The organism is Sphingomonas sorbitolis, assembly GCF_036663875.1.
Lineage (GTDB): Bacteria > Pseudomonadota > Alphaproteobacteria > Sphingomonadales > Sphingomonadaceae > Sphingomonas.
Genome location: NZ_JAXOJS010000001.1, coordinates 1,105,877 through 1,129,521, shown reverse-complemented (window position 1 = coordinate 1,129,521; position 23,645 = coordinate 1,105,877). Strand labels below are relative to the sequence as shown.

Here is a 23,645-nt window from a genome sequence, read left to right as displayed (position 1 = left end):
CGACACCCCATCGGGATAGCAGCCGAGCAAGTCCGCGGTGCCGGCGCCAGATGAAGCCCCCTCCAATCCAACCCACCTGCGACACCTCGCGACACAAAACCGCTGGACTAGCTCCAGCCGCTTGGCCAAGCCTGCCAACCATGTCCCGCGTCCGCGCCCTCCTCATCGCACCCGTCTCCGCAGCCGCCCTGCTAGCCGGCTGCACCGTCGGCCCGGACTACCACCCCAAGGCCGCCGCAGAGCTGGGCGTCCCCGACGCATACTCGGTCACTCCCGAGACCAAGCCCGAAGACCTAACCCGCTGGTGGCAGAAGTTCGACGACCCCGTCCTAGGCCAGCTCGTCGAGCAGGCCGCCGCCGCCAACCTCGACATCGCACAGTCCGTCGCCCGCCTCCGCCAGGCCCGCGAAAGCCTGCTCCAGAACCGCGCGTCTCTGCTCCCGACGGTCAACGGCTCGGCCGGGTATCAGCGCAACGAGAACGTCCGCGGCGGCGGGCGCTCGTTCACGCTCCCCGACGGCACCGTCGTCGACACCGGCGGCGGCGGCGCGAACAGCTTCACGCTCGGCGCCAGCGCCAGCTACCAGGTCGGCGTGTTCGGCGAGATCCGCCGCACCGTCGAGGCGAGCCGCGCCGACTACGCCGCGTCCGGCTACGACTACGCCACCGTGTTGATCTCGGTCGAAAGCGAGGTCGCGCGCAACTACGTCCTCGCGCGCTCGTACCAACAGCAGCTCGCCAACGCCCGCGCCTCGCTCGCGATCCAGGACGACAATCTAGAAATCGCCGGCTTCCGCGTCCAGGCCGGGCTCGTCTCCAGCGTCGATGCCGAGCAGGCCCGCGCCCAGCGCGCCCAGACCGCCGCGACGATCCCCAGCCTCGACCAGCAATATGCCGCCGCCGTCGCGCGGATCGGCGTGCTGACCGGCCAAGCCCCCGGCGCGCTCCGGACGATGATGGCGCCGGCCAAGGCGATCCCGACCGGCCCCGCCGCGGTCGGCGTCGGCATCCCCGCCGACACCCTGCGCCAGCGCCCCGACATCCGCTCGGCCGAGCGCGCGCTCTCCGCCGCGACCGCGCGGATCGGCGTGGCCAAGGCGCAGCTCTATCCTGCGCTCGCGATCACCGGCAACCTGAACACCAACGCGACCTCGATAGGCAGCATCGGCGACGCGATCACCGGCAGCCTCTTCGCCGGGCTGACCCAGGCGATCTTCAACGGCGGGCGGTTGCGAAGCCAGGTCCGCACCAGCGAAGCCGCCGCCGACGGCGCGCTGGCGCTCTACAAATCCACAATCCTCACCGCGCTGGAGGATGTCGAGAACGCCGTCGTCGCGCTGCAGACCGCGCAGGAACGCGATCGCCAGTTCGCGATCGCACTCGACGCGTCGAACAATTCCGCGATCCTCAGCCGCAGCCAATACCGCACCGGCCTCACCGATTTCACCACGCTCAACCAGCAGGAAACCGCGCTCCTGTCCGCGCGCAACGGCGCCACGCAGGCGCGCGCAGACGCGGCCACCGCGTTGATCGCACTCTATGCCGCACTCGGCGGCGGCTGGGACTCCACCGTGATCCCTGAAGCGCCCATATCCAATCCAGAGGCACGCTGATGGCCGACGCATCGATCGACGACTTCCTCGGCGTAAAGCCGCAGGCCCCCTGGAAACGCTACGTAAAGTGGGTCGTGATCGCGGTCGGCGTGGTCCTGCTGTGCCTGCTGCTCGCCAAGTGCTTCGGCGCGAAGGAGCAGACGCAATATTCGACGCAGGCGGCGCAACGCGGCAACCTGACCGTCAGCGTCTCGGCGACCGGCAAGCTCGCGCCGACCACGCAGGTCACGGTCGGTTCGCAGCTGTCGGGCCTCGTCACCAAGGTCGTCGTCGACGTCAACGACCGCGTCACCGCAGGCCAGCCGCTCGCGCTGATCGATCCCGAACAGCTCGACGACCAGATCCGCCAGACCAGCGCACAGCTTGCTGCGAACCAGGCGCAGGTCGCGCAGGCACAGGCCACCGTCGCCGAATCGCGCGCACAGCTGAACCGCCTCGAAGAAGTCTCGCGCCTCTCGGGTGGCCGCGTGCCGTCGAAGACCGAGCTCCAGACCGGCCGCGCCGATTACGCCCGCGCCGTCGCGGCGCAGAAGGTCGCCGAAGCCAACGTCGTCGCCAGCCGCGCGCTCCTCGCGCAGAACCAGACTCAGCGCGCGCGTGCGATCATTCGCTCGCCGGTGACGGGGGTGGTGCTCGCACGCCAGATCGATCCCGGCCAGACCGTCGCCTCGTCGTTCAACACGCCGACGCTGTTCGTGATCGCCGAAGACCTCACCAAGATGAAGCTCGAGGTCGCGATCGACGAAGCCGACGTCGGCGAGGTCAAGATCGGCCAGAAGGCCAGCTTCACCGTCGATGCGTTCCCCGGCCAGACCTTCCCCGCGACGATCAGCCGGGTCGATCTCGGCTCGAACCTGACGGTCAGCTCGGCGACCTCGTCGACCTCGACCACCGCGACCTCGACCACCGGGCAGGTCGTCTCTTACGCAGCCGACCTGACGGTGGGTAATCAGTCGCTGACGCTGCGCCCCGGCATGACCGCGACCGCGGACATCGTGACCTCGGACAAGCGCAACGTCCTGCTCGTTCCGAACGCCGCGTTGCGCTTCAAGCCGACCGCGGCGTCCGGCGATGCGGGCGGCGGCATCGCCGGTTCGCTGACCTTCCGTCCGCGCCGTGGCGGCGGTGCGGAGCGTACCGCGACGGTCGCTCGCGGCGCGCAGCAGACGATCTACGTCAAGGGCGCGGACGGCACGCCGCAGCCGGTGCAGATCACCACCGGCGACACCAACGGCACGATGACCGAAGTCCTGTCGGGCAATCTCCAGCCCGGCGCGCAGGTCATCACCGGCCAGTTGGCGAGCGGCGGCGACGACGCCAAGCGCAGCGGGGGCGCACGTCGCTCGGGTGGCGCGAGCAAGGGTGGGGGCGGTGGCCAGTAACGCGCCGCTCACCGCCGAACCGCTCATCACCCTGCGCGGCGTCACCAAGACGTACGGGCAGGGCGCGACGATGTTCCAGGCGCTCAAGGGCGTCGACCTCGACATCGCGGCGGGCGATTTCGTCGCGGTGATGGGGCCGTCGGGGTCGGGCAAGTCGACGACGATGAACATCCTCGGCTGCCTCGACGTGCCGAGCGACGGCACCTTCCTGTTCCGCGGTCATCACGTCGAGACGCTCGACCGGGACCAGCGCGCGCTGCTGCGGCGAAAATATCTCGGCTTCGTGTTCCAGGGCTTCAATCTCCTCTCGCGCACGTCGGCTTTGGAGAATGTCGAACTCCCGTTGCTCTACCGCGGCGACGAAAAGCGCGCGCGCCGGGACGCGGCGATGGCGAGCCTCGACACGGTCGGCCTCGCGGACTGGTGGGATCACACCCCGGCCGAACTCTCCGGCGGCCAGCAACAGCGCGTTGCGATTGCCCGCGCGCTGGTGACGAGTCCCGACGTGCTGCTCGCCGACGAGCCCACCGGCAACCTCGACAGCGAACGCTCGGTGGAGATCATGCAACTGCTCACGCGGCTGAACGCGGAAAAGAACATCACGGTCCTGATGGTCACGCACGAACCCGACATGGCCGCCTTCGCTAGGACAGTGGTCCACTTCAAGGACGGCCTGGTGGAACGCATCGAAAGCCAGCACCGCCAAGGTGAAAGTGTGGAATCGTGAGTGCCTCCCAAAAAACATTCCCCTCCCGCTTGCGGGAGGGGTCAGGGGAGGGCGCGACGTACGTACTGGCTTCCGGTCTGTTTGGTCAGCCCCTCCCCCAACCCCTCCCGCAAGCGGAAGGGGAGCAGCAAGACTGCGCTCTCGATACCGGAGCGACGCGATAATGTTCGGAACAACCCTCGTCCTCGCGCTCCGCTCGATCCGCCGCCATCTCCTGCGGTCGTTCCTCACCATCCTCGGCATCGTCATCGGCGTCGGTGCGGTGGTGACGATGGTCACGCTCGGCAAGGCGACCACCGCCGCGGTCCAGCAGTCGATCTCCGCACTCGGCACCAACATCCTCCAGGTCCGCCCGGGCCAGGGCTTCGGTCGTGGCGGCGGCGGCCCGCGTCCGCCCGACTTCAAGCCCGAGGACGTCGCCGCGATCGCCAACCAGATCGCCGGCGTCACCGCGGTCGCGCCGCAAGCCAGCGCCACCGCCACCGCGATCTACGAAGGCGCCAACTGGTCGACCACGATCAACGGCACCACCGACGCCATCTTCCAGGTCCAGCCTTGGCCGCTAGCCTCGGGCCGCCGCTGGACGCCGGTCGAGGAAAGCGCCGGTGCCGCGGTCTGCATCATCGGCAATACCGTCTCGAAAAACCTGTTCCCCGGCGGCGATCCGGTCGGCCATCGTTTCCGTATCGGACCGATCAGCTGCGACGTGATCGGCGTGCTGACCACGCGCGGCCAGGCCGGCTTCGGCGGCGATCAGGACGACACCGTGGTCATGCCGATCAAGGCGGTCCAGCGGCGCTTCACCGGCAACCGCGATATCCGCCTGATGCTGGTCGGCGTCGACGAGCGTTTCTCCACCAGCACCGTGCAGGCCGGGATCACCGACCTGCTCCGCGAACGCCGCACCATCACCGGCGACAAGCCCGACGACTTCAACATCTTCGACACCAAGCAGATTTCGGACACGCTGACCGGCACCACGACCTTGCTCACCGGCATCGTCGCCGCGGTCGCCGGGATCAGCCTGGTGGTTGGCGGGATCGGCATCATGAACATCATGCTGGTGTCGGTGACCGAGCGCACGCGCGAGATCGGCATCCGACTCGCGATCGGCGCGGTCGCGCGCGAGGTGCTGTTGCAGTTCCTCGTCGAGGCGATCGCGCTGTCGTGCCTCGGCGGCGTCATCGGTCTGATCGTCGCGCAGGCGGCGATCGCGATCATCGCGCCGCTGATCAAGGTTCAGTGGCTGTTCGTGCCCGAAATCAACATCTTCGCGTTCGCGATCTCCGCGGTGATCGGCGTCGTCTTCGGCTATTTCCCGGCACGGCGCGCCGCGGCGATGAACCCTATCGACGCGTTAAGGCACGAGTGATCGCCGCCTTGGGATCGCGGACCAGCGCCTGCAGCCGGTCCAGATCCTCCGGCGTGTCGATGTCGATCAGTTCGGCGGGCGCGGTCACGACGTGCCGCCCCGCCTTCACCAGGTCACGCGCGCCCGCGTCGCCGTCCAGCGTCAGCAGGAAATCGAACCGCTCGCGCCCGAACAGGGCAGGGGGGCTCGGCTTTTCGCCATCGCTCGACGCGACCACCGCATCCGCGCTGTCGGCGGCATCGAGCATCCGGTAAATATGCGCCGCGGTCACGCGCGGCATGTCGGCCAGCGCGATCAGCACCGCCTCCGCGCCCTCGTCCTTGGCACACTGCACACCCAGCTTCACCGACTGCGACATCCCCGACGACGGATCGTCGTTGTGCACGACTTCGAAATGATGGCTGATGAAGTCGAGCTTGCAGCCGTCGGTGACGACCAGCCGCCGCTTGAACGGAATGTTCTCGAACGCGGTGACGACGTGCATGCCCAAAGGCTTGTTGAGGAACGGCACCTCGAGCTTGTTGGGGATGCCGAACCGCTCCGAGCGCCCGGCCGCGAGCAGGATGAGGAAGACGTCTTCAGCGGCGATCATTGAACGCTCCTATCATCGCCGCCGCGACCGACAGCGCAATCTCCGAAGGGCCGATCGCGCCGATGTCGAGCCCGACCGGCGCGTCGATCCGGTCGATGTTCTCCGCCGTAACGCCTTCCGAGGCAAGCCGCTCGCGCCGTGCCGCATGGCTCTTCCGACTGCCGAGCGCGCCGACATAGGCGGCATCGGACGCGAGTGCGGCGATCAGCGCAGGGTCATCGATCTTGATGTCGTGACTCAGCGTTACGACCGCGGTCGACGGACCGGGACGGAGTGCGGCGATCGCCTCGTCCGGCCAGCGATCGTCGAGCGTCACGCCCGGAAACCGCTCCTCGGTCAGGAAGCGCGCGCGCGGATCGATCACCACCGTTTCGATCCCAAGCTCCCGGGCGAGCCCTGCCAAGGCCTGCGCGATCTGCACCGCGCCGACGATCAGCAGCCGGCGCGGCGGATCGTAGCGGTTGACGAACACCTCGCCCGTTTCCAACGGCCGCGCGTCACTGTGTCCGGTCGCAAGATCGGTCGTCACGGTCAGCGCATCGCCCTGGTCGCGCGCATCGGCGATCCGGTCGAACAGCTCGGGATCGAACCCTTCGGCCGACACCGGCTGCACCATCACCGCGATCTCGCCGCCGCACGGCAGCCCGACTTCCCACGCCGCCGCATCCGCCACGCCGTAGTTGCGCACCTGGAACGGCGCACCCGCGATCACCTCCGCGGCGGTGGCGAGGATGTCGCTCTCGACGCACCCGCCGGACACCGATCCCTCGAACCGCCCATCGGCATGGACGAGCATGTGGCTCCCCTTGGGCCGCGGCGCGGATCCCCAGGTCGAAACGACCGTGGCGATCGCCATCTTCTCGCCCTTCCAGGTCTTCGCAGCAGCGAGCACGCTATCGTTTTCGGCCATGTCTTCTCTCTTCTATTCCTCCCCGCACGCGGGGAGGGGGACCAGCGCAGCTGGTGGAGGGGGCCAGCCGCAAACGTTACGCTCGGGGTCGCCCCCTCCACCACGCCAAGGGGCGCGGTCCCCCTCCCCGTACCGGGGAGGATCAGACGGCAGGCAACCCTTCGAGCAACTTGTCGAGCGTCACCGGAAAGTCCCGAACCCTCACCCCGGTCGCGTTGTAGATCGCATTCGCCACCGCAGCCCCCGCGCCGGAGATTCCAAGCTCCCCAACGCCCTTCGCCCCCACCGGGTTCGCCGACTCGTCGATCTCCTCGATAAAATGCACCTCAAGCTGCGGAATGTCGGCATTCACCGCGACATGATACTCGCCGAAATCGGGGTTCACGAACGCCCCCGTCCGCGTGTCGACGATGCCCTCCTCGCTCAGCGCATAGGCGATCCCCCATGCCATCCCGCCGGTGATCTGGCTCGTCGCGGTCTTGCGATTGAGGACGCGGCCGACATCGAACACGCCCAGCATCCGCCGCACGCGCGTCTCGCCCGTCACCGCGTTGACCGCGACCTCGACGAAATGCGCGCCGTGGCTCGCCTGGCTGGTGCGCTTGCTCTCGGCACCCGGCCCGGTCTTGCCCATCGCCACGATCGGCTCGTCGCGCACCAGATCGGCGAGCTTCACCGACCGCCCGCCCGCGCTAACGCAGCCATCGTGCAAGCTCAGATCCTCGGGGGCGGCGTTCATCCGCAACGCCAGTTCGCCAAGGATATCCTCGCACGCCAACACCACCGCCGAACACGCGCTGCCAGCGCCGAACGACCCGCCCGACCCCGCGCTCGGCGGGAAATCGGTATCGCCGAGCCGCACATTCACCTCGTCCACTGGCAACCCGAGCATCTCGCCCGCGGTCTGCGCGAGGATGGTGTACGTCCCCGTACCAATGTCCGTCATGTCGCACTCGACCGTCGCGCGGCCATCCGCCTCCAGCCGCACGCGCGCCTGCGCCTCGACCGTGAAGTTGCCGCGCAAGCTCGCCGCCATGCCGATCCCGACCAGCCACTTGCCGTCGCGCACCGACCCCGGCGCCGGCACGCTCGCCGGCCAGCCGAACCGCTCAGCCCCCTGCGTGTAGCAATCAAGCATCCGCCGCGTGGAGAACGGCTTGCCGCTCACCGGATCGGTTTCGGGCTCGTTGCGGCGCCGCAGCTCGATCGGATCGATCCGGAGCTGCTCGGCCAGTTCGTCCATCGCGCACTCGACCCCGAACGTCCCGACCGCCTCGCCCGGCGCCCGCACCGCACCGCTCGCGGGCAGGTCGACGCGCACGAGGTCGGTCTTGAACCGCCGCGCGTCGCCCCGGTACAGCGGCAATGTCCCGAACGGCACCGGCTCGAGAAATTCGCCATCGTCGTTCTGCGCGACGACGCTCTCATGCCCCATGCCGAGGATCACGCCGTTTGCGTCAGCGGCGATCCGGATCCGCTGCGTCGTGTGCGAACGGTGATGCACCATATACGCGGTCTGGCGGCGGGGCAGCGCGACCTTCACCGGCCGCCCGACGACCTCCGCCGCGATCGCCGCGAGGATCGCCTCGGGCCCGACACCGGTCTTGCCCCCGAACCCGCCGCCGACATACGGGGCAAGGACACGCACCTTGTCCGCATCGATCTTCAGCGCCTTCGCGATCGTCTTCCGCGCGCCGCCGATCACCTGGTTGCTGGAGCGTACCGTGAGCTTGTCGCCCTCCCACCACGCGGTGGTCGCATGCGGCTCCAGCGCGGCGGGGAAATGTACGGGCGTCGTGTAGGTCCGGTCGAACGTCACCGCCGCGTCGGCCATCACCGCGTCGAGATCACCGTTGTCGATCGGCGGCAGGAAGCCGATCTTGGGCGCGGTATCGACCGGCTGCGCCTCGACGTCGAACCGATCCTCGCCCGCCTCGGTGCGAACCACGACCAGCGCCGCAGCATCGCGCGCGATCGCCTGATCCTCGGCAACCACGATCGCGACCGGCTGGCCGAGGTGGAGAATGACGTCGGTATCGAACAGCGGCATCGCGCGGGAGTTCGACTCGCCGGCCGGCATGCGCGCGTCGTTGTGAATCACGGCGATGACGCCGGGCAACGCCTCGGCGGCACTGACGTCGATACCGAGAATGCGCCCGCTGCCTACGGGCGTGCCAACGACCGCGGCGTAGGCGATGCGATCGGGCGTACCCTCATACGCATAGTCCGCCACGCCGGTGACCTTCGCCGGCCCCTCGATCCGATCGAGCCCGAGCCCGAGAACGCCCTGCTTCGCGCGGTCGAGACCGCCCGGCCGGAACGCCGCATCCATCACGTGTTCGTTCATTCTGCGGTCCTCGGGTGGAGGGAAGGATATGGGGAGGGCGGGGGTGTTTGACGAGATCACGGCCCAACCCCCAACACCACCCCGGCGAAGGCCGGGGCCCAATTGGGGAACGACAGTAACGGCGGACGGTCCTCCGTTATCAAAGCCTTCCCAATTGGGCCCCGGCCTCCGCCGGGGGGTAACTGTTACACGAGGTAAGCTTTACTCAGCCTCGCGCTCAAACAGCCGGCAACTGGTCCAGCAGCTTATCCAGCGTAATCGGGAACTCGCGCACCCGGATCCCCGTCGCATTATACACCGCGTTCGCCACCGCGGCACCAGCACCCGAGATCCCCAGCTCGCCGATCCCCTTCGCGTGGATCGGGTTCGCATGGATGTCGCGCTCGTCGACGAAGTGGACGTCCATCTGCGGAATATCCGCATTGGCCGGCACGTGATATTCCGCCAGATCGTGGTTCACCAGCTTGCCGGTCCGCGTATCGTGGATCAGGTCTTCGGTCAGCGCCGCGCCGATCCCGAAGGTCATCCCGCCAAGGCACTGCGAACGTGCGGTCTTCGCGTTGAGCACGCGCCCCGCCGCGAACGACCCGAGCATCCGCCGCACCCGCGTCTCGCCGGTGATCACATTGACTGCGACCTCCGCGAAATGCGCGCCGAACCCAGCCTGCGTCGTCTCCTTCTCCTGCTTGCCCGGCTTGATGTGTCCAATAGCCTCGAGACCCTTGCCGACCAGCTCGCCGATCGGTGTCGAGCGATTGTCGCCGATCGCCTTGCCGTCCTTGAGCGTCAGGCCGTCCTCGTCGACGCCCGCCGCCTTGGCAAGCTTCCCGCGCAGCATCTCGCACGCGAGATACACCGCAGTCCCCGAAGACGCCGCACCCCACGAACCGCCCGAACCCGCCGCCGGAGGATCGTTGGTATCCCCCAGCGACATCGTGATGTTCTCGACCGGAATCCCCAGGATCTCCGACGCGATCTGCGCCAGGATCGTGTAGCTTCCGGTGCCGATATCGGTCATCGCCGACGACACCGTCGCCGAGCCGTCCGGGTGGATCTCGACCTTGGCCGACGATTCCATCATCATGTTGCCGCGCACCGCCGAGGCGACGCCCATGCCGATCAGCCACTCGCCCTCGCGCCGCGTGCCAGCCTTCCGGCGCTTGTCCCAACCGAACTTCTTCGCACCCTCGTCGAGCGCACGCGTCAGGTTGCGCGACGAATAGGGCACGTCCTTCTCGGGGTCGATCTTCGGATCGTTGCGCTTGCGCAGCTCGATCGGATCCATCTCGAGCTTCTCGGCCAGCTCGTCCATCGCGCCCTCAAGCGCGAGCATCCCGACAGCCTCGCCCGGCGCCCGCATCGAGCCCGACAGCACGAAGTTCACATCGACCACCTCATGCGTGATCAGCCGGTTCTCACCGCCGTACAGCAGATGCGTGCCAATCCCCGCTGGCTCGAAATAATTCTCGGTCGACTGGTTCGACGTCAGCGTCTCGTGACCGATCGCCGACAGCTTGCCGTCCGCATCCGCCGCGAGGCGCACGCGCTGCTCGGTATTCGACCGCCGCACCGTCGCCTCGAACACCTGCGGGCGCGACATTACCGCCTTGACCGGACGGCCAAGCTGCTTCGCCGCGATCGCCGCCGCGACGCTCTCGGGTGCGATGCCGAGCTTCGATCCGAACCCGCCGCCGATATAGCGCGCGATGATCCGCACCTTCTTCTCGGACAGCCCCAGCGACTTCGCCAGCTGCTGCGCATCCGATGTCGGCATCTGGTACGCGCCGTACAGCGACAGCGAGCCGTCCTCTTCCCACACCGCGGTCGAGGCATGCGGCTCCATCGCCGCCGAATTCTGGCTCGGCGTGATGTAGGTCGAATCGATCGTCATCGCCGCCTCGGCCATCGCCTTGTCGACGTCGCCCTGCTTGAAGTGCGCGGGCGTCGCGTCGTCCGGCGGGGTCCGGGTCTCGTCGCGGTGCGCGGCGAAGTCGTACTGACCCTCGGCCTCGTCATATTCGATCGGCAGGCGCGCCGCCGCATCGCGTGCGACCTCGAAGCTCTCGGCGAGCACGATCGCGACGATCTGGCCGAAGAACGCGATGTCCTTCACGCCCTGCGTCGGCGCATCGGTCGCACCACCCTGTGCCGATACGCGGATGAACTGGTCGAAATCGGTGACGACGTCGATCACGCCGGGGATCGCCTTGACCGCGTCGACGTCGATCGAGACGACCTTGCCCGCCGAGATCTTCGTCCCGACCAGCACGCCATACGCCATGTTGGCGAACTGGTATTCCGCGGCATAGGTCGCCGTGCCGGTGACTTTCAGCGGACCGTCGATCCGGTCGAGCGGCTTGCCGATGACGCCCTGGACGCCCGTATCCAGAAGACTGTCCGGATGCGGCTTGTCCATCGTCAGGCTATTCGTGGTGCCAAGACCAAACATGCTTATGCTCCCGTGACGTTGCGCAGCGTCGCGATCAGCGTGCGACGGGCGAGGGGGATCTTGAAGTCGTTCGAGCCATAGCCCTTGGCATCGGCCAGCAGCGCGGTCGCCGCAGCCTCGAACACGGCATCGGACGGCGCCTTGCCGACCAGAGCCGCCTCGACCGCCGGGTTGCGCCACGGCATCGGCCCGAGCCCACCGAACGCGAGCGAGGCGGAAGCGATCACGCCGTCCTGCACGTCGACGATCGCCGCCACCGAGACGAGCGCAAACGCATAGGACGCACGATCGCGCACCTTGCGGTATTCCTGCTTGCCCTTGGGCGGCGCCGGCAGCTCGATGTGCGTGATCAGTTCACCCGCTTCGAGCGCGTTCTCGATCTGCGGCGTATCACCCGGCAGGCGATAGAAGTCGTGGATCGAGATCCGCCGACGATCGCCGTCCGCCTTCAGTGTCACGATCGTCGCGTCGAGCGCACGCATCGCCACCGCCATGTCGCTCGGGTGCGTCGCGATGCAATGCTCGCTCGTCCCCAGCACGGCGAGGATGCGGTTGAAGCCACCGATCGCCGAACAGCCGCTACCCGGCTCGCGCTTGTTGCAGGCCGCTGCCGTGTCGTAGAAATAATAGCACCGCGTCCGCTGAAGCAGATTGCCCCCGGTCGACGCCTTGTTGCGCAACTGCCCCGACGCGCCGGCCAGCAATGCGCGGCTCAGCACTTCGTACTTGGCGACGACGCGGCGGTCTGCGGCGAGATCGCTGTTCGGCACCAGCGCACCGATCGTCAGCCCACCATCCTCGCGCTCCTCGATCTTCGCCAGATCGAGCCGCGAGATGTCGACCAGCTTGTCCGGCGTCTCGACCTGCAACTTCATCAGGTCGAGCAGGTTGGTACCGCCCGCGATGAACTTGGCGCCGCTCGTATCGATATCCTTGACCGCAGCCTCGGGCGTAGCGGGCTTCTCGTACGTGAAGGTCTTCATGCTACCAGCTCCCCACGCGCGTTGGCTTCCATCGCGGCATCCTTCTCGTCTGCGGTCCGGCCGGCGGGCTCGGCACCACCGACTTCGCGGATCGCATCGACGATGTTCGGGTACGCGGCGCACCGGCACAGATTGCCGCTCATCCGTTCGGAAATCTCGGCATCGTCGAACTTCGGATCGGTCAGGTCGCCAGACGCATGGCTGGCCCAGCCCTTCTTGACCTCGTCGAGCATGCCGACCGCCGAACAGATCTGCCCCGGCGTGCAGTAGCCGCACTGATAGCCGTCGTGCCGCACGAACGCGTCCTGCAATGCGTGCAGGTTGCCCGGCTGGCCGATGCCCTCGATCGTCGTGATCTCGTCGTCCTGGTGCATCACCGCGAGCGTCAGGCAGGAATTGACGCGGCGCCCGTTGATCAGCACCGTGCACGCGCCGCACTGGCCATGATCACAACCCTTCTTCGACCCCGTCAGCCCGAGATGCTCGCGGCACAGGTCGAGCACCGACGTACGAATATCGGGCTCGGCGTCATATGATTGACCATTGATCGTGAAATGCATGGCGGTGCCCCTGGTTGAATGTGCCGGGAATGTACGGATTTCGAGGACTCAACGCCGATGCGACCGATCGTTTCCTATTGCGACAAGCTCTCACACATCGGCGCGCTGGCGCTCGTCGCGGCAAGCGGGCAAGCTGCGGCGATGACGCCAGCTTCTCCCCGATTGTCGCCCCCGATCGTCATTGCGCATCGTGGCGCGAGCGGGCTCCGGCCCGAGCATACGCTGGCGGCCTATTCGCTCGCGATCGACCAGGGCGCGGACTTCATCGAGCCCGATCTGGTGCCGACCAAGGACGACGTTCTCGTCGCGCGCCACGAGAACAACATCGCGGAAACGACCAACGTCGCCGACCACCCCGAGTTCGCCGCGCGCAAGACCACCAAAACGATCGACGGCCAGACGATGACCGGCTGGTTCGTCGAGGACTTCACGCTCGCCGAACTGAAGACGCTGCGCGCAAAGGAGCGTCTGCCCAAGCTCCGCCCGGCCAACACCGCCTATGACGGCCAATTCGCAATTCCCACGCTCGCCGAGATCATCGCGCTCGCAAAGCGCCGCACGACCGAGACGGGCCGGACGATCGGCATCTATCCCGAGACCAAGCATCCGACCTATTTCGCCAAGATCGGCCACCCGACCGACGCGAAACTGGTCGCCGAACTGCGCGAAGCCGGCTGGGACTCAGCCAAAGCGCCGGTGTTTATCCAGTCGTTCGAGGTCGCCAACCTCCAACGCCTCCACAAGATGACCAAAATCCGCCTGATTTAGCTCATGGACGGCGAGGGCGGTCCCGCCGATGGCGCGCAACCGAGCTACAAGGCGATGATCACGCCCGAAGGCCTGAAGGCCGTCGCCGCCTACGCCTACGGCATCGGCCCGAACAAGAGCATGCTCTGGACCGACGCGACCCCTACCACGCTGGTCGCTGACGCGCACGCCGCGGGGCTGCGCGTCCACCCCTGGACCTACCGCGCGGAAAACTACTTCGAACCCACCCGCTTCCGCCGCGGCACCGACCCAGCCGCCCACGGCGACATCGCCGCGGAGATCGACGCCGGCCTTGCACAAGGTATCGACGGTTTCTTCACCGACTTTCCGCTATACGGAGCTCAAACGCGCGACCGAGCCCAGGGAACTGCGCGTGCAGGAGTAAAGTAAATGCGTAAGGTTCTTCCCGTACTCGCGGTGCTGCCGTTCCTCGCAAGTGGCTGCATCAGCACCGCAACTTCGATCGTGAAGGCGCCGTTCCAGGTCGCCGGCAAGGCGGTCGACTGGACCACCACCAGCCAGGAAGAATCGGACCGCAACTACGGCAAGAAGATGCGCAAGCAGGAAGCCGAAGAAGGCAAACAGCGCAAGGAACTGGCGAAGCGCTGCAAGAAGGACCCACAGCGCTCGGAATGCCGGCAGTACCAAGGGTATCGTGCAGGAAACTGATCCCGACCCCAACCCCCAACACCACCCCGGCGAAGGCCGGGGCCCAATTGGGGGACGTCGCTGACGACGGACTGCGCACTGTTACCGCTGCTTCCCAATTGGGCCCCGGCCTGCGCCGGGGTGGTGGCCCGAACTACTGCTTCTTCCGCTTCTTGTTCTCCCGCGAAGGCGGGAGCCCAGACTGGACTCCCGCCTTCGCGGGAGAACAGGGTTGGCTCAAAACCACCCCATCACAGTAACCGGAAACGGCGTCCACCACCCAACCCGAACCCCCGCAAACCGCAGCGCATCCCCCGTCCACGCATTACACGTCCGCACCGCGCTATACCGCCCCCTAGCCTCATAAAACGCGTCATACCCAGCATACCCTCGATACCGCGCACCCCCATCGCGAAAGCTCGCCCGGATATACGCCGCCAACCGCCGATACTGCGCCGGCGATAAGATGATCTCCCGAGCCCCATCCCCCGCACGCGGCCTCGGCAGATGATCGACGTGCATCAACGTCCGGTCACTCCCGACCGCCGAAGCAATCACGGTTCGCAATTTCACGTCCGCCCAGGTCGGCGTCTCGAGATAAAACGTCTTCTCCCCCCACCCGAACGCCACATGATCGAACGCGCCATACCGCGGATCACGCAAATCCTCCGCCCGAGCCACCCCGCGCCAGTCCACCCCGGCCGCGACCTTTGGCACGATGATCCCGGTATGCACGCCGTTGCTCTCGACGAAGATATGCACGCCCTCGACCGGCGCCCGCCAGTCGCGATTGCTCGGGATCGACCCGCCGACCAACCCCGCCACCGCATAGCTCGCGACCACTCCGAACACCGCCGCGACCGCCCGTAAAATCGACTTAACCCAACGCGTTTCCGTCTTCATTCCGTCATGCTAGACCAGCCGCATGGCCAATGACACACATGTGCTGAGCACCCCGCCCGAAGGCGCGCCCGACTGGACGATCCCGCAGAACTGGGCGGATTACACCGCGGAGGATCACGCGACCTGGGACACGCTGTTCGCGCGCCAGTCGAAACTGCTTCCCGGCCGCGCGTCGAACGCTTGGCTGCGCGGGCTCGATGTCCTGAAGCTCTCGAAGCCCGGCATTCCCGATTTCGAGGAGCTGTCCGAACGCCTGACCAAGCTCACCGGCTGGTCGGTCGTCGCGGTGCCCGGCCTCGTCCCCGACGACGTGTTCTTCGACCACATGGCCAACCGGCGGTTCGTCGCCGGCAACTTCATCCGCCGCCCCGACCAGCTCGACTATCTGCAGGAACCCGACGTCTTCCACGACGTGTTCGGTCACGTGCCGATGTTGGCGGATCCGGTCTTCGCCGACTACCTCGCCGCCTACGGCCGCGGCGGCCAGCGCGCTTTGGGGTTCGACGCGCTGAAGTATCTAGGCCGGCTCTATTGGTACACGGTCGAGTTCGGCCTGATCGCGGAACCCGAAGGCCTGCGCATCTACGGTTCGGGGATCGTCTCCAGCTACGCGGAAACCCGGTTTGCGCTCGACGATCCGAGCCCCAACCGGATCGCACTGGACTTGGCCCGCGTAATGCGGACCGAATACCGGATCGACGATTTCCAGCAGAACTACTTCGTCATCCCGAGCTTCGACGAGTTGCTCAGGCTAACGGTCGAGACGGACTTTGCACCGTTGTATGAGGAGCTGAAGGCGCTCCCGGATATCCCTGTCGCGCGGATCGAGCCGAGCGATGTCGTGCTGACCAAGGGCACGCAGGACTACGCGAACGCAAAGGTGACCGCCGAGACCGCATAAGCATCCCTCACAGAGGCCACCACCCCGGCGAAGGCCGGGGCCCAATTGGAATGGTGGAGCGATCTGTTGCGAAGGTTCGCCCAATTGGGCCCCGGCCTCCGCCGGGGTGGTGTTGGAGTTTGAGGTGAGGGCACTCCCTATTGTTCCCCCGCGAAGGCGGGGGCCCAGACTGGCCCCCCGCCTTCGCGGGGGAACAACCTTCTTCGGGGCAAGGCGGCGCTACCTAAATATCCAACGCCCACCCATCGCGCCCCTTGGGATCAAACGGCCCCTCAGCCACGAACCTCACCGCCCCAGCCTTCAACCGAAGCACACTCCAATCCCCCCGCCGGTCGACAGCCTCGAGCGAACACCCGCAAGCCTCATACGCCGCGACAACCCCAGCCCGCTGCGTCTCCAGCAACCCGGCCAGAACGATCGTCGCCCCCACATCCGAAATCGAAGCGATCTCCGGCGCCATCGACACCAGCGGCCCCGCCAGAATATTCGCGATCACCAGATCATACGGCGCCCGAACCACGATCGCATCGTCAAGCGTACCATCCGCCACAACCAGATCAATCCCCCCGACCCCATTGAGCGCCGCATTCTCCGCCGTCACATCGATCGAGACCGGATCGATATCCGTCCCCATCACGGCCGCCCCAGGCCAAAGGTGCGCCGCGGCAAACGCCAGCAACCCCGTGCCCGTCCCGATATCGATCACGTTCGCAAAGTCGGCATCCGCCAACCCGTCGAGCATCGCCAGACACCCGCTGGTCGTCTCATGATGCCCCGTCCCGAACGCCCGGCTCGCCTCGATCAGGAACGCCCGCTTGTCCGCCGGCACCGCGCCCGCATGCGCGCCGGTATGCACGAAGAACCGCCCGACCGACAAAGGCTCGAGCCCAGCCTGGCTCATCGTCACCCAGTCCGCATCGCCCAACCGCTCGACCGCGATCTCGGCCCCCGCCGCACTCGGCACCAGCGCGCGCACCGCCGCGACCGTGTCCGCCGCCGGCTCATGCTCGAAATACGCATCGAGCCGCCAGGATTCGACGTCGTCCTCGATCTCCTCGGTCGTCATCAACACGCCATCGATCGTCAGGTCGTCGCTCGCATCGATCGCCTCCGCCTCCGCCCGCGTGCAGGGCAGGGTGAGCTTCCAACTATCGGACATAGCTCGCCCCATTCACGTCGATCACCGACCCCGTCATCGAAGCCGGCGCCTCCAACGCGAGAAACTTCGCCGCCGCCGCGATCTCGTCAGGCGCCGCGACCCGCCCGAGCGGAATATCCGCCAGCAACGCATCGCCCCCGCGGCTCGACAGATAGTCGTCCGCCATCCCGGTCATCGTGAACCCCGGACACACCGCGAATGCAAGGATGCCCTCCCGAGCATACCCCCGCGCAATCGTCTTGGTCATCGCCACCATCCCCGCCTTCGACGCGGCATAATGCCAATGCGACGGCGAATCCCCGCGATACGCCGCGCGGCTCGCGATATTGACGATCCGCCCCCCGACACCCCGAGCCTGCCAATGCAGCACCGCCAACCGACAAAGCTCGGCCGAAGCGGTCAGGTTGATCCGCATCGTCCGCTCCCACTGCGCGGTCCAGTCGTCATCGGCGAGCGGCGCCGCCTCGAACACCCCCGCATTGTTGATCAGCACATCGATCGTGCCGCCAGCTTGCTCCAGCGCAGCGTTCCACAACGCAGTCGGCCCTTCGGGATCGCTGAAGTCGGCCGGGATACCGCTAGCGGTCCCATGTCCGATGACGGAAGCGCCCGCATCGGTCAGCGCCACGTGAATCGCCGCACCGATACCGCGACTGGAGCCGGTAAGAAGAATGGTCATGAGCGGCTCTTAGCGCGCAGTTTCCGGTCGCGTCACCCCATGTCGACGGTGGTACCGACCGAGACTGACCTTCATTCGGGCGCGCGCTGAAGGACGCCGACGCGTTCGATCTGCGTGACGGTGCCATCTTCGGAGATTGCAACCCCCTCGCTGCGGGGGTCTGCCGCACCGACCCATTTGCCGCCGACCCGCTCGATCGCGTTGGCCTTAAGACCAAGCGCGGCGACTTGGACGGTCTCGCCGAGCGCCTGCAACGTGGGGACCATCGCCTCGCGCTCGGTGCCCTTCTCCGCCGCGGCGACGTGGCCGGGGGCGTAGAGCAGGCCTAGCGCGATTGAGTCCTGCGCGGACAGTTTCCAGTCGACCACGCCGATGATTGCCTTGGCCACCTGCGCGATGATCGTCGAGCCGCCGGCTGCGCCGACCGCGAGGCGGACTTTCCCGTCGGGGCCGTAGACGATCGTGGGCGACATCGAGCTGCGCGGGCGCTTGCCACCCTCGACGCGGTTGGCGACGAGCGCGCCGTCCTTCTCGGGGACGATGTCGAAGTCGGTGAGCTGGTTGTTGAGGACCGTGCCGTCAACGGTGATGCCGGAGCCGAAATAGCCTTCGACGGTAGTGGTGACCTCGACGACGTTGCCGCGGGCGTCGACCGTCGCGATGTCGGTGGTGCCGGGGACTTCGCTGACCGGGGCGCGGGTGCGTGCGGGGGCTTCGGGAGGCGACCCGGCGGTGACGTTCGCCAACGTCTTCGCCGGCGAGATCAGTGCGGAGCGCGACGCGAGATACTTGGTGTCGAGCATACCCTGCACCGGCACGCGGACGAAATCGGGATCGCCGACGTACAGGTCGCGGTCGGCATAGGCCAGGCGCGAGGATTCGGCGAACAGGTGCCAGGCCTGCGCGCTGTCCTTGCCGAGCTTCCCCATGTCGAAGCGTTCGAGCTGCTTCAGGATCATCAGCACGGTGATCCCGCCGGACGAGGGCGGGCCCATCCCGCAGACGCGGTAGACGCGGTATTTGATGCAGACCGGCGGCCGTGATTTCGCGTCGTAGCTGGCGAGATCGCCGAGCGTCATCTTAGACGGATTGCGCGCGGCGGTGTTGACGGCAGTGACGATCTTCTGCGCCTCGGGGCCGACGTAGAAGCTGTCCGGACCGCGCGTGGCGATGCGCCGGAGGAGCGCGGCCTGCTCCGGATTCTTGATCGTGGCACCGATCGCGACCGGCGAGCCGTCGGGGGCGGAGAAGAGTGTCCGAGTCTCGGGCGTGATGTGGTCGCCATACGCCTTCATCCCGTTGACGAGGCGGGGTGAGGCTTGGAAACCGTTTGTCGCGAGCCGGATCGCGGGGGCGAACAGTTGCGCCCAGGGGAGCTTGCCTGAGGCGCGGTGCGCGAGCGCCATGCCGCGGAGTGCGCCGGGTATGCCAACGCTGCGTCCGCCGGGGACCGCGTCGCTGTGGCTCAGCGGCGTGCCGTCGGGGGCGTAGAACCAGCGCGCATCCGCGGCGGCAGGCGCGGTCTCGCGCGCGTCGATCGTGCTGAGCGTGCCGCCGGCCGCGTGGGAGATCCAGAAGCTGCCGCCGCCGATGCCCGAGCTTTGCGGCTCGACGACATTGAGCGCGAGCATGGTGGCGATCGCGGCGTCGGTGGCGCTGCCGCCGGCGCGGAGGATTTCGACGCCAGCGGCGGCGGCGCGCGGGTCGGCGGCGCTGACCATGCCTTGGTCTTTGGCCTGGGCAGGCTGGCGAGCCTCGGTGGCAGCGGGGATAAGGAGGGCGAGCGCTAAGAGGGGGGTCTTCATCGGCGGCGAGCCTAGCGCGGTTCGGATATGAGGCAAGCGGCTAGGCTGGATTCTGTTCCCCTTCCCAAGTCCGTCACCCCAGCGAAAGCTGGGGTATCCCGGTTAGGCGGGCTGCAGGAGACCAACGGGGATATCCCAGCTTTCGCTGGGATGACGGGAGGGGGCAGGTGCGGATGGAAGGGGGTGACGAGTGTGATAACGGGATGGGCAGGTCAGCGCGCGTCGACACCGACCGCATCGCCCACCGAGGCAAAACCGTCGCGGGTTAGTAGCGCGTCCAGTTCGCGGAGGATGCGGGCGGGGAGGCCGGGGCCTTCGTACACCAGCGCGGTGTAGAGCTGGACGAGGCTCGCCCCGGCGCGGAGGCGGGCATAGGCTTCGGCGCCGCTGTCCACGCCGCCGACCGAGATCAGGGGGATCGCTGCGCCTGTTGCCTTGCGGAAGTCCGACAGGCGTTGGCGGGCCAGCGGGGCGAGGGGGGCTCCGGACAGGCCGCCGGTTTCCTTTGAGTTGGCCGAGCGCAGGTTGGGGCGGGAGATCGTCGTGTTGTTGATGATCAGCGCGTCGATCCGGTTGTCGAGCGCGGCGCGGGCGATGTCGTCGATGTCGGCGGGTTCGAGGTCGGGGGCGACCTTGAGGAAGATCGGCGTCGTGCCCTTGGCGGCGGTGCAGGCGGCGAGGAGGTCGCGGAGCGCGGCGCCGTGTTGGAGGTCGCGCAGGCCTGGGGTGTTGGGGGAGCTGATGTTGATGGTGATGTAGTCTGCGTGGGGGGCTGCTCTGGTAACGCCGTGGACGTAGTCGGCGGTGCGATCCGAAGCGTCCTTGTTCGCGCCGACGTTGATTCCGAGAACCCTGTTTCCCCGCGAAGGCGGGGACCCAGACTGGGCACCCGCCTTCGCGGGTGAACATACTCTTTGCAGCGCTGCATCGAGCCCGCCGTTGTTAAAGCCCAAACGGTTGATCACCGCGCGGTCTTCGGGGAGGCGGAAGATGCGGGGCTTGGGGTTGCCGGGCTGCGCGAGCGGGGTGAGCGTGCCGATCTCGACGCTGCCGAAGCCTAGCCCGAAGAAACCGTCGATCGCGCGGCCGTCCTTGTCGACGCCTGCCGCTAAGCCGACCGGGTTGGGGAAGGCGATCCCCGCCACGGTCGTCGCGAGCCGCGGCACGCTGGGGGCGAGCGGCGTGCCGGCCTTCCCCCATGCGCCGAGCGCGGCGATGGTGAGGGTATGCGCGCGCTCGGCGTCGAGACGGAAGAGGATCGGGTGGTAGAAGGCCATGCGCGCTCTTAGGCATATCGGCTGGGGCGGCCAAACCCTTCTTCCGTCACCCCACATTCTCCGTCACCCCAGCCTCCGTCACCCCAGCGAAAGCTGGGGTATCCACGTTCGAGGCGCCCGACCCAAACCAGGAGACCCCAGCTTTCGCTGGGGTGACGGGTGGTCGGGGGATGGTGCTGAAAGAGGGCGCGCGGGGCGACCAGAAATGCCTAGCCAGTTGCGAGTCGTTAGCACCGCTCGCCGGGTTGACGATGCACTGCACAAAGCCCATCTGACCAATCGGATCATATCGGTCCGATTGGATTCCGAAGCCACCATGCGTCTTTCCAGCCTAGCCGACTATGCAGTCGTGATGATGAGCGCCGCAGCGCGTCATTGCGGCGGTATCGCGCGGCTGAACGCGACGCTGCTGGCGGAGGAGACCGGCGTGCCGCTGCCGACCGTGCAGAAGCTGGTGAGCCGGCTGTCCGCAGCTGGGCTGATCGAGAGCACGCGCGGCACCGGCGGCGGTTTCCGCCTGTCGCGACCGCCCGCGATGATCTCGCTCGCCGACATCATCGAGGCGGTCGAAGGCCCGATCGCACTGACGTCGTGCGTCGATGGCGCGTCGCAGGACTGCTGCGTCGAGCAGACCTGCAAGGTGAAGCCGCACTGGAACGCCGTCAACGGCGCGGTCCGCGGTGCGCTCGCCGGCGTGTCGCTCGCCAGCCTTTCGCAAACCCCGGTTTTACAGGTGCCCGCATGAAGAACACATCGCGCGCAGCGCTTCACCTTTTCCTCCGCGTCTCCGCGTCTCCGCGTGAATCAGTTTTGTTCACGCGGAGACGCGGAGGCGCGGAGATTTTAGAGAGCCGCTTTGCGGCCGAGGACAGATAATGGCTACCCGGAACGCAGAGGCATACGCCGCCGCGAACAAGACGTACGAGTGGGGCTTCTCCTCGGACATCGAACAGGAATTCGCGCCGAAGGGCCTGTCGGAAGACACGGTGCGCTTCATTTCCGCCAAGAAGGGCGAGCCGCAGTGGATGCTTGACTGGCGGCTGAAGGCGTTCGCGTTGTGGCAGACGATGGAGGCGCCCGACTGGTCGAAGCTCAACGTCCCGCCGATCGATTACCAGGACGCGTATTATTACGCGGAGCCCAAGGCGAAGCCGAAGCTCGGGTCGCTTGACGAGGTCGATCCGGAGATCCTGCGCGTCTACGAGAAGCTCGGTATCCCGATCGGCGAGCAGAAGATGCTGGCCGGCGTGGTCGAGGATCCGCTGAACGAGGACGGCACGCCCAAGCGTCGCGTCGCGGTCGATGCGGTGTTCGACAGCGTCTCGGTCGCGACCACGTTCCGCAAGGAGCTCGAGGCCGCAGGCGTGATCTTCCGCTCGATCTCCGAGGCGATCAAGGAATATCCCGATCTCGTCCGGAAGTGGCTCGGCAAGGTCGTGCCGCAGCGCGATAACTATTTCGCGACGCTGAACTCGGCGGTCTTCTCCGACGGCACGTTCGTCTACATTCCGGAGGGCGTGCGCTGCCCGATGGAGCTGTCGACCTATTTCCGCATCAACGCGGAGAATACCGGGCAGTTTGAGCGCACGTTGATCGTCGCGGACAAGGGTTCGTACGTCTCGTATCTCGAAGGCTGCACCGCGCCGATGCGCGACGAGAACCAGCTGCATGCCGCCGTGGTCGAGCTGGTCGTGCTCGACGATGCCGAGATCAAGTATTCGACCGTGCAGAACTGGTATCCGGGCGACGAGAACGGCGTCGGCGGGATCTATAACTTCGTCACCAAGCGTGCGTTGTGCCAGGGCAAGAACTCGAAGGTCAGCTGGACCCAGGTCGAGACCGGCAGCGCGATCACGTGGAAATACCCCTCTTGCGTGCTGCTCGGCGATGGCTCGGTCGGCGAGTTCTATTCGGTCGCGGTGACGAACAATCGCCAGCAGGCCGATACCGGCACGAAGATGATCCACCTCGGCAAGAATACCCGGTCGACGATCGTGTCGAAGGGGATTTCGGCGGGGCGTTCAGACAACACGTACCGCGGACTGGTGCGCGTCGCGCCGACCGCGGAGGGTGTGCGGAACTTCACGCAGTGCGACAGCCTGCTGCTCGGCGACCAGTGCGGCGCGCATACCGTGCCGTACATCGAGGTCCGCAACCCGTCCGCGCAGATCGAGCACGAAGCGACGACGTCGAAGATCTCCGAGGACCAGCTGTTCTACGCGATGTCGCGCGGGCTGGACCAGGAGGCGGCGGTGGCGCTGATTGTCAACGGCTTCGCGCGGGAAGTGCTGCAGCAGCTGCCGATGGAGTTCGCGGTGGAAGCGCAGAAGTTGCTTGGGATCAGCCTTGAGGGGTCGGTGGGGTGATGTCGGAAACCGAAAATTTGAGCATCCGGTTTGAGATCGACATTAATGGCGAAGCTACGTCGATGGAAATGGATAACTTGGCGGTTCTCCCACGCACCGGGGACGTCGTCGAATGTAACTACGTTCACGGGACCAAGGTCGAATTCGAAGTGATCGCAGTTCGCCATTTTTTGTACAGCAGCGGACATGACATCATCCAAAACA

General features: G+C 66.8%; 19 protein-coding genes and 1 pseudogene. 9 read left to right on the top strand and 11 right to left on the bottom strand.

The genetic code is table 11. The features are described from left to right. Positions 1–140 precede the first annotated feature (140 nt). The 4 genes from U1763_RS04785 (at position 141) to U1763_RS04770 (ending at position 5,094) form a co-directional block, all read left to right on the top strand. Positions 141–1,613, top strand: coding sequence for an efflux transporter outer membrane subunit (locus U1763_RS04785; RefSeq protein WP_332754304.1), 1,473 nt, complete (start codon positions 141–143; stop codon positions 1,611–1,613). Continuing rightward, positions 1,613–2,995 carry an efflux RND transporter periplasmic adaptor subunit gene (locus U1763_RS04780; protein WP_332754303.1) on the top strand — a complete coding sequence of 461 codons (1,383 nt, stop codon included), beginning with the start codon at positions 1,613–1,615 and terminating at the stop codon, positions 2,993–2,995. The genes U1763_RS04785 and U1763_RS04780 overlap by 1 nt, the downstream gene beginning before the upstream one ends. A gap of 70 nt (positions 2,996–3,065) precedes the next feature. Then, positions 3,066–3,722 (top strand): ABC transporter ATP-binding protein, encoded by a 657-nt coding sequence (locus U1763_RS04775; RefSeq protein WP_243643425.1) that lies wholly within the window; start codon positions 3,066–3,068, stop codon positions 3,720–3,722. Between the two features lie 163 nt (positions 3,723–3,885). Continuing rightward, positions 3,886–5,094: an ABC transporter permease gene (locus U1763_RS04770; RefSeq protein WP_056060727.1), complete on the top strand. Its 1,209-nt coding sequence runs from the start codon at positions 3,886–3,888 to the stop codon at positions 5,092–5,094. Here U1763_RS04770 and U1763_RS04765 read toward each other — a convergent pair. From U1763_RS04765 to U1763_RS04740, 6 genes are all read right to left on the bottom strand, one after another. Beyond that, on the bottom strand, positions 5,069–5,686 hold the full coding sequence (locus U1763_RS04765) for a nucleotidyltransferase family protein (protein ID WP_332754302.1): 618 nt from the start codon (positions 5,684–5,686) through the stop codon (positions 5,069–5,071). The two genes, U1763_RS04770 and U1763_RS04765, sit on opposite strands and share 26 nt — an antisense overlap. After that, complete coding sequence (locus tag U1763_RS04760) at positions 5,673–6,596, bottom strand: XdhC family protein (protein ID WP_107964075.1); 924 nt, start codon at positions 6,594–6,596, stop codon at positions 5,673–5,675. Before U1763_RS04760 ends, U1763_RS04765 begins: the two co-directional genes overlap by 14 nt. Before the next feature lie 142 nt (positions 6,597–6,738). Continuing rightward, a complete protein-coding gene (locus U1763_RS04755; RefSeq protein WP_332754301.1) occupies positions 6,739–8,943 on the bottom strand; it encodes a molybdopterin cofactor-binding domain-containing protein in 2,205 nt (734 codons plus the stop codon). A gap of 217 nt (positions 8,944–9,160) precedes the next feature. After that, positions 9,161–11,392, bottom strand: coding sequence for a xanthine dehydrogenase family protein molybdopterin-binding subunit (locus U1763_RS04750; protein WP_332754300.1), 2,232 nt, complete (start codon positions 11,390–11,392; stop codon positions 9,161–9,163). A 2-nt stretch (positions 11,393–11,394) separates the two neighbouring features. Then, positions 11,395–12,375, bottom strand: a complete 981-nt coding sequence (locus tag U1763_RS04745; protein WP_332754299.1) for an FAD binding domain-containing protein — start codon at positions 12,373–12,375, stop codon at positions 11,395–11,397. Continuing rightward, positions 12,372–12,935: a 2Fe-2S iron-sulfur cluster-binding protein gene (locus U1763_RS04740; protein ID WP_082441359.1), complete on the bottom strand. Its 564-nt coding sequence runs from the start codon at positions 12,933–12,935 to the stop codon at positions 12,372–12,374. The genes U1763_RS04745 and U1763_RS04740 overlap by 4 nt, the downstream gene beginning before the upstream one ends. A gap of 141 nt (positions 12,936–13,076) precedes the next feature. Here U1763_RS04740 and U1763_RS04735 point away from each other — a divergent pair. Together U1763_RS04735 and U1763_RS04730 are read left to right on the top strand one after the other, a co-directional pair. Beyond that, positions 13,077–14,093 (top strand): annotated as a pseudogene (locus U1763_RS04735) (glycerophosphodiester phosphodiesterase). Beyond that, entirely contained in the window at positions 14,094–14,372 is a 279-nt protein-coding gene (locus tag U1763_RS04730; RefSeq protein ID WP_332754298.1) for a hypothetical protein, read from the top strand. It begins immediately after the preceding pseudogene. Positions 14,373–14,588: 216 nt separating this feature from the next. On the opposite strand, the gene U1763_RS04725 is transcribed toward U1763_RS04730, so the two are convergent. Continuing rightward, positions 14,589–15,254: a TIGR02117 family protein gene (locus U1763_RS04725; protein WP_332754297.1), complete on the bottom strand. Its 666-nt coding sequence runs from the start codon at positions 15,252–15,254 to the stop codon at positions 14,589–14,591. Between the two features lie 22 nt (positions 15,255–15,276). Here U1763_RS04725 and phhA point away from each other — a divergent pair, with 22 nt between their 5' ends. Beyond that, positions 15,277–16,155, top strand: coding sequence for a phenylalanine 4-monooxygenase (gene phhA, locus U1763_RS04720; protein ID WP_332754296.1), 879 nt, complete (start codon positions 15,277–15,279; stop codon positions 16,153–16,155). A gap of 223 nt (positions 16,156–16,378) precedes the next feature. On the opposite strand, the gene U1763_RS04715 is transcribed toward phhA, so the two are convergent. From U1763_RS04715 to U1763_RS04700, 4 genes are all read right to left on the bottom strand, one after another. Continuing rightward, positions 16,379–17,314, bottom strand: a complete 936-nt coding sequence (locus U1763_RS04715) for a 50S ribosomal protein L11 methyltransferase (protein WP_332754295.1) — start codon at positions 17,312–17,314, stop codon at positions 16,379–16,381. After that, complete coding sequence (locus U1763_RS04710; RefSeq protein WP_332754294.1) at positions 17,304–17,993, bottom strand: SDR family NAD(P)-dependent oxidoreductase; 690 nt, start codon at positions 17,991–17,993, stop codon at positions 17,304–17,306. Before U1763_RS04710 ends, U1763_RS04715 begins: the two co-directional genes overlap by 11 nt. 71 nt (positions 17,994–18,064) lie before the next feature. After that, positions 18,065–19,798: a gamma-glutamyltransferase gene (ggt, locus tag U1763_RS04705; RefSeq protein ID WP_332754293.1), complete on the bottom strand. Its 1,734-nt coding sequence runs from the start codon at positions 19,796–19,798 to the stop codon at positions 18,065–18,067. 212 nt (positions 19,799–20,010) lie between these two features. After that, positions 20,011–21,075, bottom strand: a complete 1,065-nt coding sequence (locus U1763_RS04700; RefSeq protein ID WP_332754292.1) for a quinone-dependent dihydroorotate dehydrogenase — start codon at positions 21,073–21,075, stop codon at positions 20,011–20,013. Between the two features lie 316 nt (positions 21,076–21,391). Between U1763_RS04700 and U1763_RS04695 the strand changes: the two genes are divergently transcribed. Further along, positions 21,392–21,820, top strand: a complete 429-nt coding sequence (locus tag U1763_RS04695; protein WP_056057656.1) for an SUF system Fe-S cluster assembly regulator — start codon at positions 21,392–21,394, stop codon at positions 21,818–21,820. Positions 21,821–21,950: 130 nt separating this feature from the next. Further along, positions 21,951–23,441 (top strand): Fe-S cluster assembly protein SufB, encoded by a 1,491-nt coding sequence (gene sufB, locus U1763_RS04690; protein ID WP_056057660.1) that lies wholly within the window; start codon positions 21,951–21,953, stop codon positions 23,439–23,441. The last annotated feature ends 204 nt before the right edge of the window (positions 23,442–23,645 follow it).

Bases quoted from the DNA above. Each gene is read 5' to 3' on its own strand.
- sufB (WP_056057660.1), top strand. From the start codon at position 21,951: ATGGCTACCCGGAACGCAGAGGCATACGCCGCCGCGAACAAGACGTAC.
- U1763_RS04730 (WP_332754298.1), top strand. From the start codon at position 14,094: ATGCGTAAGGTTCTTCCCGTACTCGCGGTGCTGCCGTTCCTCGCAAGT.
- U1763_RS04770 (WP_056060727.1), top strand. From the start codon at position 3,886: ATGTTCGGAACAACCCTCGTCCTCGCGCTCCGCTCGATCCGCCGCCAT.
- U1763_RS04715 (WP_332754295.1), bottom strand. From the start codon at position 17,314: ATGTCCGATAGTTGGAAGCTCACCCTGCCCTGCACGCGGGCGGAGGCG.
- U1763_RS04725 (WP_332754297.1), bottom strand. From the start codon at position 15,254: ATGAAGACGGAAACGCGTTGGGTTAAGTCGATTTTACGGGCGGTCGCG.
- ggt (WP_332754293.1), bottom strand. From the start codon at position 19,798: ATGAAGACCCCCCTCTTAGCGCTCGCCCTCCTTATCCCCGCTGCCACC.
- phhA (WP_332754296.1), top strand. From the start codon at position 15,277: ATGGCCAATGACACACATGTGCTGAGCACCCCGCCCGAAGGCGCGCCC.
- U1763_RS04765 (WP_332754302.1), bottom strand. From the start codon at position 5,686: ATGATCGCCGCTGAAGACGTCTTCCTCATCCTGCTCGCGGCCGGGCGC.
- U1763_RS04780 (WP_332754303.1), top strand. From the start codon at position 1,613: ATGGCCGACGCATCGATCGACGACTTCCTCGGCGTAAAGCCGCAGGCC.
- U1763_RS04740 (WP_082441359.1), bottom strand. From the start codon at position 12,935: ATGCATTTCACGATCAATGGTCAATCATATGACGCCGAGCCCGATATT.
- U1763_RS04700 (WP_332754292.1), bottom strand. From the start codon at position 21,075: ATGGCCTTCTACCACCCGATCCTCTTCCGTCTCGACGCCGAGCGCGCG.
- U1763_RS04750 (WP_332754300.1), bottom strand. From the start codon at position 11,392: ATGTTTGGTCTTGGCACCACGAATAGCCTGACGATGGACAAGCCGCAT.
- U1763_RS04755 (WP_332754301.1), bottom strand. From the start codon at position 8,943: ATGAACGAACACGTGATGGATGCGGCGTTCCGGCCGGGCGGTCTCGAC.
- U1763_RS04775 (WP_243643425.1), top strand. From the start codon at position 3,066: ATGTTCCAGGCGCTCAAGGGCGTCGACCTCGACATCGCGGCGGGCGAT.
- U1763_RS04695 (WP_056057656.1), top strand. From the start codon at position 21,392: ATGCGTCTTTCCAGCCTAGCCGACTATGCAGTCGTGATGATGAGCGCC.
- U1763_RS04785 (WP_332754304.1), top strand. From the start codon at position 141: ATGTCCCGCGTCCGCGCCCTCCTCATCGCACCCGTCTCCGCAGCCGCC.
- U1763_RS04745 (WP_332754299.1), bottom strand. From the start codon at position 12,375: ATGAAGACCTTCACGTACGAGAAGCCCGCTACGCCCGAGGCTGCGGTC.
- U1763_RS04760 (WP_107964075.1), bottom strand. From the start codon at position 6,596: ATGGCCGAAAACGATAGCGTGCTCGCTGCTGCGAAGACCTGGAAGGGC.
- U1763_RS04710 (WP_332754294.1), bottom strand. From the start codon at position 17,993: ATGACCATTCTTCTTACCGGCTCCAGTCGCGGTATCGGTGCGGCGATT.